Annotated in this window: 10 protein-coding genes and 2 tRNA genes; 5 read left to right on the forward strand and 7 right to left on the reverse strand. The window is 64.8% G+C overall.

Annotated elements, in window-relative coordinates; genetic code table 11:
- Positions 1-10: 10 nt before the first annotated feature.
- The 5 genes from AC1ROT_RS15195 to AC1ROT_RS15215 all read right to left on the reverse strand — a co-directional run bounded on the left by AC1ROT_RS15195 (position 11) and on the right by AC1ROT_RS15215 (position 4,021).
- The gene (locus tag AC1ROT_RS15195; RefSeq protein WP_493000002.1) at positions 11-1,096 is read right to left on the reverse strand and encodes an ABC transporter ATP-binding protein; all 1,086 of its coding nucleotides are present in this window, start codon (positions 1,094-1,096) and stop codon (positions 11-13) included.
- 60 nt (positions 1,097-1,156) lie between these two features.
- Positions 1,157-2,335 (reverse strand): extracellular solute-binding protein, encoded by a 1,179-nt coding sequence (locus tag AC1ROT_RS15200; protein WP_493000004.1) that lies wholly within the window; start codon positions 2,333-2,335, stop codon positions 1,157-1,159.
- A 161-nt stretch (positions 2,336-2,496) separates the two neighbouring features.
- Positions 2,497-3,000 carry a TspO/MBR family protein gene (locus tag AC1ROT_RS15205; RefSeq protein ID WP_493000006.1) on the reverse strand — a complete coding sequence of 168 codons (504 nt, stop codon included), beginning with the start codon at positions 2,998-3,000 and terminating at the stop codon, positions 2,497-2,499.
- A complete protein-coding gene (locus AC1ROT_RS15210; protein ID WP_493000008.1) occupies positions 2,997-3,815 on the reverse strand; it encodes a transporter substrate-binding domain-containing protein in 819 nt (272 codons plus the stop codon). Before AC1ROT_RS15210 ends, AC1ROT_RS15205 begins: the two co-directional genes overlap by 4 nt.
- A gap of 131 nt (positions 3,816-3,946) precedes the next feature.
- A tRNA-Gly gene (locus AC1ROT_RS15215) sits at positions 3,947-4,021 on the reverse strand.
- A 314-nt stretch (positions 4,022-4,335) separates the two neighbouring features.
- On the opposite strand from AC1ROT_RS15215, the gene AC1ROT_RS15220 reads away from it, so the two are divergent.
- Positions 4,336-4,411, forward strand: a tRNA-Glu gene (locus tag AC1ROT_RS15220).
- Between the two features lie 77 nt (positions 4,412-4,488).
- On the opposite strand, the gene AC1ROT_RS15225 is transcribed toward AC1ROT_RS15220, so the two are convergent.
- Positions 4,489-5,028, reverse strand: a complete 540-nt coding sequence (locus AC1ROT_RS15225; RefSeq protein WP_493000010.1) for a hypothetical protein — start codon at positions 5,026-5,028, stop codon at positions 4,489-4,491.
- Between the two features lie 138 nt (positions 5,029-5,166).
- A complete protein-coding gene (locus AC1ROT_RS15230) occupies positions 5,167-5,664 on the reverse strand; it encodes an Lrp/AsnC family transcriptional regulator (protein ID WP_492971726.1) in 498 nt (165 codons plus the stop codon).
- 552 nt (positions 5,665-6,216) lie between these two features.
- Between AC1ROT_RS15230 and AC1ROT_RS15235 the strand changes: the two genes are divergently transcribed.
- The 4 genes from AC1ROT_RS15235 (at position 6,217) to AC1ROT_RS15250 (ending at position 12,547) form a co-directional block, all read left to right on the forward strand.
- A complete protein-coding gene (locus tag AC1ROT_RS15235) occupies positions 6,217-8,208 on the forward strand; it encodes a hypothetical protein (RefSeq protein WP_493000012.1) in 1,992 nt (663 codons plus the stop codon).
- Between the two features lie 214 nt (positions 8,209-8,422).
- Positions 8,423-9,406, forward strand: coding sequence for a thioredoxin-disulfide reductase (gene trxB / locus AC1ROT_RS15240; RefSeq protein WP_492971724.1), 984 nt, complete (start codon positions 8,423-8,425; stop codon positions 9,404-9,406).
- Positions 9,407-9,446: 40 nt separating this feature from the next.
- Entirely contained in the window at positions 9,447-10,343 is an 897-nt protein-coding gene (locus AC1ROT_RS15245; RefSeq protein WP_492971723.1) for a LysR family transcriptional regulator, read from the forward strand.
- A gap of 2 nt (positions 10,344-10,345) precedes the next feature.
- Complete coding sequence (locus AC1ROT_RS15250) at positions 10,346-12,547, forward strand: PAS domain-containing sensor histidine kinase (protein ID WP_493000014.1); 2,202 nt, start codon at positions 10,346-10,348, stop codon at positions 12,545-12,547.
- Positions 12,548-12,727: the final 180 nt, after the last annotated feature.

Raw genomic sequence — 12,727 nt, forward strand, 5'->3', positions numbered from 1 at the left:
CCGTGCATGGTCAGGCGGCCCCGAAGCCTTCGCGCGGCAGCACCAGCGCATCCTCCGGCCGGTAGCCGATGGCGGCCTCGGTGCCGATGGCCGGCACCGCATTGGCATCGGCGCGCGCCAAGGTCATCACGACTTTTGCCGTCTCGCCGGCGGCCATTGTCGCATGGGTGAGGTTGCCCTCATAGGCGATATCGGCGATGCGGCCGGGAATCCACTGATGGTCGGCCGGCGGATTGGGCCGCAGCACCTCCGGCCGCACGAACAGCACGGCCTCGGACCCGTTGACCAGACCGCGCGCATTGCGGCCGCGCAACGGACCCAGCGGCGTTTCCACCGTGGCGATGCCGGACTCTTGCGCGACCACCTTGCCGATGAAGGCGTTGTTCTCGCCGACGAAGCTGGCCACGAAGGCGGTGCGCGGCGCCTCGTACACGCTGCGGCCGTCGCCGACCTGCTGGATCACGCCGCGATCCATCACGGCGATGCGGTCCGACATGGTCAGCGCCTCGCCCTGGTCATGGGTGATGTAGATGAAGGTGATGCCAACGCGGCGCTGGATGGCGCGCAGCTCGTTGCGCATATGCTGGCGCAGCTTGAGGTCGAGCGCCGAGAGCGGCTCGTCCAGCAGCAGCACCTTGGGTTCGACCGCCAGCGCCCGGGCAATCGCCACGCGCTGCCGCTGGCCGCCCGACAGTTCATCCACGCGCTTCCTGCCCTGGTCGGGCAGGGCGATCAGGTCGAGCAGCGCGTCGACCTTCTTGGTGCGCTCGCGCTTTGAGAGCCCGCGCACGCGCAGGCCATAGGCGATGTTGTCGGCCACGCTCATCATCGGGAACAGCGCCAGGTTCTGGAAGATCAGCGCGGTCGGGCGTTTGTTGGGCCCGATGCCCTGCATGTCGCGGCCGTCCAGCAGCACCCGGCCCTGGCTTGGATCGACGAAGCCCGAAATGGTGCGCAACAGCGTGGTCTTGCCGCAGCCCGACGGGCCGAGGAAGGAAAAGAATTCGCCCGGCGCGATCTCCAGCGACGCGTCATCGACGGCGGTGAAGTCGCCGAAACGGACGCTGACATGGTCCAGGGTTATGGCTGCGGTCATGCGGGACGGATCACAAATCGGAAAAAAAGCGGCGCCGGCATTGCGGCCGGCGCCATGGACTTAAGCTGCCTTGAACTTCTCGGCATACTGCGTGCGCAGCTCGGCGAACCACGAGGGCTCCGGCGGGCGATGCCACAGCTTGGTGGTGGCGTCGTCGGGGAAGGCTTCCGTGAAGTTCTTCTTCGCCACATCCGACAGCAGGGCATCGGCACCCTTGGCCACCGGGTTGTAGCCCGAGCCGTCCGCCACCTTGGCCGAGACCTCGGCCGAATGCAGGTAGTTGATCCACTCATAGGCCTGGGCGATGTTTTTTGCGCCCGTCGGCATGGCCCAGCCGTCGAGCCAGGCAATCGCACCTTCCTGCGGCGCCATATAGGAGACCGGCTTGCCCTGTTTCTTCAGCGACAGCGCCGGGCCGTCCCAGGTCTGGCCGATGACGACGCCGTTTTCCATGAAGCCCGACTTGGTGTTGTCGGCCGAATCCCAGAACTGCTTGATCCACGGCTTCTTGCTGATGGCGAAGACCAGGATCTGGTCGTAGATCTTCTTCATGCTCGCCTCGTCCTTGAAGGCGTCCATCATGCGGTTGGAGGGGAGCTTGCCGGTGCGGTCCCACCACAGGCCGATGCTGAGCAGCAGCGAATGCGGCCGGCCCTGCACCTTGCCCTTGTATTCGTCGTCCCACAGCGTGCCGTAGGACAGCGTCTTGTAATCCAGCTTGGCCAGGTCGGTGCGCCACGAGATCGCCTCGCTGCCCCAGCAATGCGGCACGTGATAGAGCTTGCTGTCCCAGGTCCAGACGCTGGTCGAGCCTTCCAGCATCGCCGGCAGCAACCCGTCGAGTTTCAGCTTGTTGGTGTCGAAGGGCTGCAGCAGGCCAAGGTCCTTGAACTGCGGCGAGCGGTCGCGCGTCGGCTGGCACAGATCGAAGCCCATGCCGGCGGTGGCCTGCAGCTTGTTGATCTGCTCTTCGTTCTGCGAGAAGGGCGTCTTGTTGATCTTGATGCCGGTCTTCTTCTCGAAATCCGGGATCACCGGATCGGGCAGCTCGTCATCCCAGTGCAGCAGGCTCAGGCTGCCGGACGACGACAGCGCATCCTGCACGAACCACGGCCCCATGGCGGCGATGCCGCCGGCGGCAACCGTGGATTTCAAAAGGGTGCGGCGGGTGAAACGGCTGGCGGCGCGAACGGTCTTTTCGGCCGGGGTCGCGGAAACAGGCGGACGCTTGATGCTCACGGCGAGATCCTCCTCTGTCAGTCACTGACGGGAAGGATCAGCAGGATTCGTGCCATGGCGGCGAAGGCGCGGACTCGTGAACAGACCGGCAAAAGCCGGGGCCGCTGCATCCATCGCGGGCAGGACGGGTACGGACTGCCCTGAATCGATGCAGCGCCGCTTTAACGATTAAGCCACCAGATCCCGGCATTCAGGTAGACCGCGAAGCTGACCCAGGCCAGATAGGGCAGCAGCCACCACGCCGCCCGCGGCTCATGCGAGCGGAAGGCCTGGATCGTGGCGGCAATCGCCAGCCACAGCAGGCCGATCTCGATCAGCGCCAGGCCCGGCTTCTGCAGCCCGAAGAACAGCGCCGACCAGCCGAGGTTCAGGCCAAGCTGCAGCCCGAACAGCGTGAAGGCGCCGCGGGCGCGCGGCCAGCCGGCCTGGCGCCAGAGCTGCCAGGCGGCCACCGCCATCATGGCGAACAGCAGGGTCCACACGATGGGGAAGGCGATGTCGGGCGGATTGAGCGGCGGCTTGATCAGGCCGGGATACCAGCTTTTCACCGATCCCGAGGTGATCGCGCCGCCACCGGCGGATACCGCGAAGCAGACGGCCAGGCTCAGCAGCAGCACGCCCAGGCTGCGCGGCGACAGCACCGCAGGCACGTGATAGCGCGTCACGGCTTCATCCCGGCCGGGGCCACCACCGATGCGGTCAGTCCCATGGCATCCAGCGAGCGGCGCACATTGCCCCGGGCTTTTTCTTCCTCGATCACGGCATTGACGAAGGCCAGCGCCGCCGGCCGGCCGCGCGGCACGGCGACGGCGGTCAGCGTGTTGAGGAAACCCTCCTCCAGCACGCGCGAGCGCGGCAGTTTCGGCACCAGGCCAACCAGGGATTCGCGCGACAGCCCGATGGCCTCGGCGCCGCCGGCTTGCACCAGCGCCACGGCATCATCCACGCCGCGCACGCTCACCACTTTCGCCTGCTTGAAATGCGCCATCGCCGCCCGCGCCGTCGCCGTGCCTTCCACGCCGGCGATGCGGATCTCCGGCCGGTCGATCTCGGCCAGTGTGCTGGCTTTGGCGCGCTCGACCACCAGCAGCGTGCTCTGCAGCAGGTGATAGCCGTTGCCGAACTCCACCAGCTTCGCCCGCGCCGCATCATGCGGCATGAAGGTAACGTCCCAGGCATCCGTATCGGCCGCCGCCGTGATCTCGCCGGTGGAGGCGTAAGCCACGAACTGCACCGGCCGCCCGGCCTTGGCGGCGATGGCCGTGCCGAGATCGACGGTGACGCCTTTGAAGCGCTCGCCGTCCTTCACCACATACAGCGCCGAGGGCGCCGGCGAATAGGCAATCGCCACCCTCACCGGACCTTTCGGGGCCAGTTCATTCAGCGGCGGCGGCGAAGACTGCGCCATGGCATTTGTCATCAGGGTCAGGATCGGGCTCAGCGCAGCCAGCATGGCCGCACGCATCAGCAAGGCGCGCATTCAGTCCTCCCGCCGGCCGGATGGCCGTTGGCGCAAGTGTAGCGGCAGGCGGGTGGTAACGCGGACACAAAAGCGTGGCCGGCGGCAGGGACCGGGCCGTTCTGGTGGTTGATCTGGTCTGGGAGAGAAATTGGAGCGGGCGAAGGGATTCGAACCCTCGACCCCAACCTTGGCAAGGTTGTGCTCTACCCCTGAGCTACGCCCGCTCGGCGCCGGTAAACCGGTGTGGCCGGGAGACCCGGCGACGGCTTCGGGCAGGCCCTGAAACCGACCAACCGGCGGGGTGCCGGTTGCAGGCGCGCACTATACCCAGCCAAGAGTCCGATGCAAGCGTCTCGTTTAACAATTTCGCCATGGGTCCAAGGCCTTGGCGGGACTCAGCATTAGCCCCGGGCCGGTGCAGCCAAACCGCTGGCAGACCGGGCATATTTGCCGCCTGGGCTCGAAAGCCCTTGCGCGGCGGGGAGGCCTCCTGTATCTGGTGCGACCTCGCGCGGGCTTAGCCCGCTGCGACTTATGGGTCCCCATCGTCTAGAGGCCCAGGACGGCGCCCTCTCACGGCGCAAACCGGGGTTCGAATCCCCGTGGGGACGCCAACTTCTTTTCTTTCAGAATTTCATGTTCTGCAGAGTGCGGGAGCGACGCTTCTGCATTGTCTGTTCTCTTGGCCTAATCACTGGACGTAACGGTACAGACCGATCGCCCAGCCCCAGTGGCGACCCGTCTTCTTGTTGTACCAAGTGTCCTTATTGCCGCAGACATGCGATGCAACAAGCTTAATGCCGGGTTTTTCGCCCCAACGTTCAAGTTTGTCGGAAAGCACGTCGCACACGATTGCAGTGTCCGATTTGTCGGAACTCATTTTGCCGCTGGTGGTAAAAACAAGCAGATAGCCGCGGCTTGCGGAATGGCGATGATTGAGATGCCGCTTTAGTTTTTTGATATCCGTGTCGAGAACGCCGCCGTTGAAAGCCTTTTTAGTTTCGACAATCGCGGCCAGCTCATTCCTGGATTTATACCAAATAGCGATATCTGGACGCTCTTTTTCGAAGCGAAGCTTCCGTCCTGCACCAGATCCTTTTTTCTGTATGTCCTTGTTGAGCTTTTTTACGGACGTATCAACGTTGGCATAATACTCGCCTTCGGCGACAGACAGCCCGACGTGCACATTGATGAATGACTCTGGCGCGTGGTCGAGCCAGTAGCTGGTCATATTAAGGTAGTTCCGCTGTGCTTTGACGGCACCAGCGAGAATACGAGTCTCAATCTGCGTTGGCACTATTTCCCCCATCAGGCACGGTTTGATTTTTTTGCCGTCGTATTCTTACGTGATGGTTGTTTTACTTAACCCTCACTCCGCCGCGTGTTCCTCCGCCGGCATGTCCACCGGCACGCCGGGTTCGCTTTTCGAGCAGCGGATGGTCAGCGCGGTCTTCACATGCGCCACATTGGTCAGCGCGGTGAGTTCCTTGGTCAGGAAGGTCTGGTAGGCGTCCCAGTCGCGGGCCACGATCTTCAGGATGAAATCGTTCTCGCCGGCCAGCATGAAACACTCGCGCACCTGGGCCCAGCCGGCCACGGTCTGCTCGAAGGCCACCAGGTCATGCTCGGCCTGGCTGCTTAAGCCCACCATGGCAAACACCGTCACGCCATAGCCGAGCTGCTGCGGATTGAGGTCGGCGTGATAGCCCTTGATATAGCCGGCCTCCTCCAGCGCGCGCACCCGGCGCAGGCAGGGCGGGGCCGAGATGCCGACCCGCTGGGCCAGCTCCACATTGGTCATGCGGCCGTCCGCCTGCAGGTCGGTCAGAATCTTGCGGTCGATGAGGTCGAGCTTCACGCGTTGCATAAGTTTTCTCGTTTGGGAGGTTTGCGCAATAATATTATAAAAACTCGCAAGAATCCAAGGGGCAGGGTGGACATAAAATTACCCGAGTTGGAATTTGACTTTATTCCTGCATAAATGTACGATATATGTTCTAAATCTCGACTGCCCGGACCTCTCCGCTGGCAGGAGAATGGCTGTTGTTGGGCATCGTGAATCGCGTTTCGCAGGCTCCAGAGCGATGGCGCACCGCATTTATGCCGGTAAACCGGTGTTTATGAGAAAAAGGGGTGGGCTCAGGAAGGCGCAGGACGGTCCAGGATGGCCCGGTTTGGCAAAGTTTGGCTCAGGGTGGCCAGGCATGGTCCGGTTAGGCTCAGGATGGCGCCAGTTGGCAGGTTTTGCGGCTGCCACGGGCTGCTGCCGGGCGCCACAGGTTGCGATAAGTCAATCGCCGGCCGCCTTGGCTCGCCCAAGCCGATTCCAACCGGCCGGCCCAGATGCTAAAGCAGGGTCCTTCACCGGCCGGAGCGGGGGCACCGGCATTTTGAGACGGCCTCGGGCCGCGCGGATCAGATGGCGCTGAAAATCGACACCTTCACCAATGCCGATGCCAGGAACGGCTGGCGGCCCGGCAACAATTTCGGCGGCCACAGCCTGTTCAAGGCGCTCGGCCATCCGAAGACCGCAGCCCTCGGCCGCCAGCTCGCCGCCGATCTCGCCGGCTTCCAGCGCCTCGCCGTCTATGACCCCGAGCCGCAGCCGGCCGCCGCCCATTTCGACACCTTCTTCCCGATCCCGCGCGCCAATCTCGCCGGCGTCTTCGTGCAGCGCGTGGAAGACTTAGGCCAGACCCGCCTCGGCCTGCCGACCCAGCCGATCACCGCGATCGCCGCGCTCAAACCCGATGCCCTGCTGATCACGGCCTTCGATGCCGAGATCCACAAGGCGCAGATCGCCCGCCTGCTGCCGCCGGGCTGCACGGTCTTCACCCTCGATGCCATGCGCCTGCCGAAAGAGTGGCTGTCCAGTCCGGGCCGCTATCTCGATCCGATCAACTTCGCCACCAACTTCGCTTTCCTGCGCGAGGATGCCGGCGAGGATGGCGACGCCCTGCATACGCAGGTAGTCACCGGCAATTACTGGAGCGGCTATGGCGCCGCCGATCCGGCACTCTGGCTCTGCCTCTTCGGCCCCGATGGCGCCGTGCTGGCGGAGTGGACCGAGCCGCTGTCCGGCGCGTTTCATGCCGTGCAGATTGACAGCCGCGATGTGAAGCAGCGCTTCGGGCTCAAGGATTTTGCCGGTTCGCTGTTCATCCATGCGATCCGCATCAAGGGTCATGACGTGGTGAAATACGCGCTCGACTGCTTCTCGGATTCGGGACGGCAACTGAGCTGCAGCCACGATGCCAATGCCTGGCCGGCCGATCTTTACGCGGGCGTGCCGGCGCCGAAAGACGGCGAGCGCCTGCTGCTCTGGGTGCAGAACAGCCATCCGGTGGCGATCCCGTCCGGCGGTCTCGGCGTCAATCTCGTCGGCTCGCAGGATATCGCCTGGTGGAGCGGCGAAGTGCCGCCCTTCGGCACCGCGCCGGTCGATCTCGGCGCCTTGCTGCCGAACGCGAAATTCCCCGACCAGATCGAGCTGCAGGCCGGGCGCTACCTGATCCGCCCGCGCTACGAGATCGTGCAGAAGAGTAACGGCAAGGCGGGCAAGCGTCGTATTGCGCACGCCAATGTCGAACGCACCGACCTGGTCGCCGATCCGAAACTGCCGCAGCTCGAAGCCCTGCTCGGCAAGGGCTATATCATGCCGCTGCCGGTGCTGCCGCTGGACCAGTGGAAGACGGTAACGCTGCCCACCCCGATGTCGACGGCGCAGACCGAACTGCCGGTGCGCGTGGTGCTGCATGATGCCGATGGCAGCGTGGCGGCCGAACGCTTCATGGGCCGGTTGGCGCGGCGTGAGTCGCATCCGGTCGATACCGATGCCTGGCTGCAGGAGGCCAAGGCAAAGCTGCCCTCCGGTTACGGCCATGTCGAATATCTCTACGACTTCCGCGATGGCGGCGAGGGCGATGGCTGGCTGCATGCGCTCGGCCTGTACGAGCAGCGCAGCTCCGGCCATGCCGCCGAAACGATCTTCGGCGCGCATATCTACAATATGCCGATCACCTATCGCGACGAGCCGCAGAGCTACACCCATCGGCCGCCGGGCCTGACCACGCGGCTGTTCCTGCGTCTGGGCGAGGCGCGCTTCGATGCGATCTGCCATCTGGTCTATCCGGCCTCGCTACCCAAAGAGGTCTACGGCCAGGATGCGTCGCAGACCACGCTGACGCTGTTCAACGGCAAGGCCGAGAAGGTCGCCGAGCGGCCGCTGGCGATTCCCTATGGCGGCTCGCGCTTCTTCCGGGTGTCGGAGACGTTTTCCGCAACCGAACGCCAGGCCGCCGGCGTAGGCGCCTGGATCCAGGTGCGCGATGCCAGCTGCCGTCTGTTCGGCTTCCACGGCCTGCAGAACGGCGCCGAGAGTTTCTGCATCGATCACATGTTCGGTTTTTAAGCCGGATAGGGCACTTCAGGCCGCTGGAAGCGGCCCTATATAACCGGCAGCGAGTCGCGGCGGCGCCTTCACAATCCTGTAATCCGCAGGGGTGAAAAAGCCGCATTCTCCGCGACTTGCCGGGCTTTCCCTTGGCGCAGGCCCGGACGGCTGCCATAATCGCCGGCAACCCGTTATTCAGCGCCTGTCGCATCGCGTTCGGAGCAGTTTTTCCATGGCCACGACCCATCGCACCAAGGTTCTCATCCTCGGCTCCGGCCCCGCGGGTCTGACCGCGGCGATCTATGCTGCGCGCGCCTCGCTGGCGCCGATCCTGGTGCATGGCCTGCAGCCCGGCGGCCAGCTCACCATCACCACCGATGTCGAGAACTATCCCGGCTTCGCGCAGACCATCCAGGGCCCCTGGCTGATGGAGCAGATGGAGGCGCAGGCCAAGCATGTCGGCACCACCATCCTCAACGACTACATCGTCTCGGTCGATCTCTCCAAGCGGCCCTTCGTCGCCAAGGGCGACGGCGGCGATACCTACATCGCCGATACGCTGATCATCGCCACCGGCGCCCAGGCGCGCTGGCTCGGGCTGCAGAGCGAGCAGGACTTCCAGGGCTTCGGCGTTTCGGCCTGCGCCACCTGCGACGGCTTCTTCTACCGCGGCAAGAAGGTGGTCGTGGTCGGCGGCGGCAATACGGCTGTCGAAGAGGCGCTATATCTGACCAATCATGCCACCGAGGTGGTGCTGGTGCATCGCCGCGATTCCTTGCGCGCGGAAAAGATCCTGCAGGAGCGGCTGTTCAAGCATCCCAAAATCAGGGTGATCTGGGATCATGTGGTGGACGAGATTCTCGGGCCCAAGGATGCCGGCGCCAACGAGCCGCGCGGCGTCACCGGCGTGCGTCTGAAGAGCACCACCACGGGCGCGACGCAGGAGATCGCCACCGATGGCGTCTTCATCGCCATCGGCCATACGCCGAATACCGAACTGTTCAAGGGCCAGCTGCCGCTCGATGCGGAAGGCTACCTGTCGACCAAGCCGGGCACGGCGCAGACCAGCATCGCGGGCGTGTTCGCCGCCGGCGACGTGGCCGACAAGATTTACCGCCAGGCCGTCACGGCCGCCGGCACCGGCTGCATGGCCGCGCTGGAAGCGGAAAAGTTCATCGCGCATCACGCGCAACCGGCGGCCGAAGCGGCTGACTGACGCCGCCCTGCAGGGCGGTGGCCGGTGTTAAGGGGGGTGTATGTCGGCGCTTGATTGGGACAAGCTGCGCATTTTTCATGCGGTGGCCGAGGCTGGCAGTCTGACCCATGCGGGTGAGTCGCTGGGCCTCAGCCAGTCGGCGGTCAGCCGCCAGATCGGCGCGCTCGAAACCCAGCTCAACGCCACGCTGTTCCATCGCCATGCCCGCGGCCTGATCCTGACCGAACAGGGCGAGCTGCTCTATCGCACCGCGCGCGACATCTTCTCGCGCCTGGCGGTGACCGAGGCGATGATTGCCGATGCCAAGGACAAGCCGTCCGGCGAGCTTTGCGTCACCACCACGGTGGCCTTTGGCACCGTCTGGCTGGCGCCGCGGCTGAAGGAGTTCATGGACCTCTATCCCGATATCCGTATCGAGATGGTGGTGGACGACCGCGAACTCGACCTCTCCATGCGCGAGGCCGATGTGGCGATCCGCATGTGGAAGCCGACCCAGGCCGACCTGATCCATCGCAAGCTGCTCACCGTGCATAACCACGTCTATGCCTCGGTGGATTATGTCACCCGCCACGGCGCGCCGCAGTCGATCGCCGATCTCGACCGCCACCAGCTGATCGTCTATGGCGAGGAAGCCCCGGCGCATTTCAACAACATCAACTGGCTGCTGAAGGTCGGCGACCCGGCCGTGCCGCGCGATCCGATTCTCACCGTCAACAACGTCTATGGCGTGATGCAGTCGGTGGCCAGCGGTCTCGGTATCGCCGCGCTGCCCGACTATATGGTGGAAGGCAACCCGCGCATCGTGCGCGTGATGCCCAATATCGACGGCCCCAGCTTCGATACCTACCTCGTCTATCCGGAAGAGCTGCGGGCCACCAAGCGGCTGGCCGTCTTCCGCGACTTCCTGCTGCGCAAAGTGGCGGACTGGCGCTACTGACCATGCCATGGCAATCCGAGGCTGGGAGCGGCGCGGCGGGCCGCAATGAACTGCTGGTGCGGATTCGCCGGCCGGTCGACATGCTGGCGCAAATCGCGGTTGCCATCGCTGTCGCCATCCTGCTTGACCGTTATCTCGACCTGCCGATGCGTGCCGTCTATGTCGGTGCAACGGTTTTTGCCATTGTCCTGCAATATCTGACGCATCGCTGGTTCTTGGCCGACCGGGAACGCCGCGGCCGACCGCAGACCTGGCGCCGGCGCCTGGTCGCCGTCTACGTCCTTAATGGCATCGTGCTGGGCGCGATCACGGCGGTGCTGGCCAAACTGCCCTTCGAGCCGGCCACGATGCTGGCCCTGCTCTGCGTGATCTGCAGCATCGCCTCGCTCAGCCTGACCATTTCGGTGCAATTCGTCGCGGCCGCAGTGGTGATCGTGCTGTCCCTGCTGCCGGCCAGCCTTCTGATGCTCCTTGGTCCGACGGAGGACGACCGGATTTTTGGTTGCGTCGCCCTCATCGCCATCCTGTTGCTGCTTAGCTTTGCATGGCGGCTGAACCATTATTTCCGCCGCACCACCAGCATGGTGGAGCGCCTGCGCGGCATGTTGCAGGATCGCACGCGGGTCAGCGCCAATGCCGAGGAAAGCCAGCGCCGCCTGCGGTCGATCCTGGATACGGCGCCGTTCCCGCTGGTGGTGGCGCGGCGCCACGATGGCGCCTTCCTCTACAGCAACCGGCCCGCCGCCGATCTGTTCGGTATCGTCGATGGCGGCGTGGCGACAGCGCCGCCGCGCTATGTGCTCGATCCCGCGCACCGGGCCCGCATCTTCGAGACGGCATCCCGGCCGAACGAGGAACTGCAGCTTGCCACCGCCCAGGGCCATGTCATCTGGGCCACCATGGCCGCGGTGCCGATGCGCTATGCCGACGAGGATGCCGCCCTGGTGGTGGTGAACGACGTCACCGACCGCAAGGCCTCCGAACAGCGCCTGCGCGAGGCCGAGCAGCGCCTGTCCGATGCGCTGGCCGTGGCGCCCGATGGCGTCGCGCTGTTCGACCAGCAGTCCCGGCTGGTGATCTGCAATCCGGCCTATGCCGCCATCATCGGCGTACCGCTGGCCGAGGCGCCCGGTCAGACCCATGACCAGATCTGCGATGCCTCCGTGGCCTGCCGCCCGCTGCCCTCGCGCGCCGGGGTGACAACCGATTACACCGCCTGGCAGGCCGAGCGTCGGCGCATCTTCAAGGCCGCGAATGGCGAGGCGCATATCTTCTACGATACGCGCGACCGGCTTTGGCTGCAGATTCGCGACTTCCGGCTCGGCTCCGGCGGCACCGCCTCGCTGATTACCGACATCACGGCGCTCAAGCGCGGCGAGCGCGAGCTGCGCGAGGTCAACGACAGCCTGGCGGCACGCACTGAAACCCTGGAGGCGGCGCGCACCGCGGCGATCAAGGCGCACCAGGAGGCCGAATACGCCAACCGCGCCAAGAGCCAGTTCCTCGCGCATATGAGCCACGAGCTGCGCACGCCGCTGAATGCCATCATCGGCTTTTCCGAGATCATGGCGCTGCAGCTGCTCGGCACCTCGGGCGTGCCGCAGTATGACCGCTACGCCAACGACATCCTGGCCGCCGGCCGCCATCTGCTGGCGGTGATCGACGACATCCTCGATCTGTCCAAGGTCGAGGCCGGCAAGATGAAGCTGGTGCCGGAACATATGAGCTGGGCGCGGCTGGCCGAGGATTGCGCCACGCTGCTGCGGCCGCTGGCTGCCGATCGCCTGGTCACCCTGGAGGCCGAGCCCGCGCCCGATGGCGCCACGCTGTTCGCCGATGACCGTCTGGCCAAGCAGATGCTGGTGAACCTGCTGTCGAATGCCGTGAAATACACGCCCTCGGGCGGCCAGGTCCGCTTCGGCATTTCCGCTGCACCCGATGGCGGCGCGGTGATCGCTGTTGCCGATACCGGTGTGGGGATGGATGCCGTCGATGTGCAGAAGGCGCTGGAGCCCTTCGGCCGCATCGATTCGGCGCTGGTCTCGCAGATGCGCGGCACCGGCCTGGGGCTGCCGCTGGTCAAAGCCCTGATCGAACTGCATGGCGGCCGGCTCGACATCGAGAGCATACCGGGCCGCGGCACCACGGTGCGTCTGTATTTCCCGCCCGGCCCGAATGCCGGTGTGAATACCCTAATGCACTGATCCGTCAGCAGATTTGACTCACCAATTAGTTATGCGCGTGTCGCATACCTGAGTTGCCAATTCAATGGATACTCAAACCTGTCGACACGTCGTACACCTGTGCCTGTCAGATGTTGCGTCGCAACATCTTCCGGTTTTTGGCTTTGGCCAGAAACTTGGCCGTGGCAGCTCCCCCGCTGC

Source organism: Ferrovibrio sp. GW821-FHT12E11, from assembly GCF_058806975.1.

Excerpts from the sequence above, each read along its gene's own strand:
- AC1ROT_RS15210 (WP_493000008.1), bottom strand. The coding sequence starts at position 3,815 with ATGCGCGCCTTGCTGATGCGTGCGGCCATGCTGGCTGCGCTGAGCCCG.
- AC1ROT_RS15245 (WP_492971723.1), top strand. The coding sequence starts at position 9,447 with ATGTCGGCGCTTGATTGGGACAAGCTGCGCATTTTTCATGCGGTGGCC.
- AC1ROT_RS15225 (WP_493000010.1), bottom strand. The coding sequence starts at position 5,028 with ATGACCAGCTACTGGCTCGACCACGCGCCAGAGTCATTCATCAATGTG.
- AC1ROT_RS15230 (WP_492971726.1), bottom strand. The coding sequence starts at position 5,664 with ATGCAACGCGTGAAGCTCGACCTCATCGACCGCAAGATTCTGACCGAC.
- AC1ROT_RS15250 (WP_493000014.1), top strand. The coding sequence starts at position 10,346 with ATGCCATGGCAATCCGAGGCTGGGAGCGGCGCGGCGGGCCGCAATGAA.
- AC1ROT_RS15195 (WP_493000002.1), bottom strand. The coding sequence starts at position 1,096 with ATGACCGCAGCCATAACCCTGGACCATGTCAGCGTCCGTTTCGGCGAC.
- AC1ROT_RS15235 (WP_493000012.1), top strand. The coding sequence starts at position 6,217 with ATGGCGCTGAAAATCGACACCTTCACCAATGCCGATGCCAGGAACGGC.
- trxB (WP_492971724.1), top strand. The coding sequence starts at position 8,423 with ATGGCCACGACCCATCGCACCAAGGTTCTCATCCTCGGCTCCGGCCCC.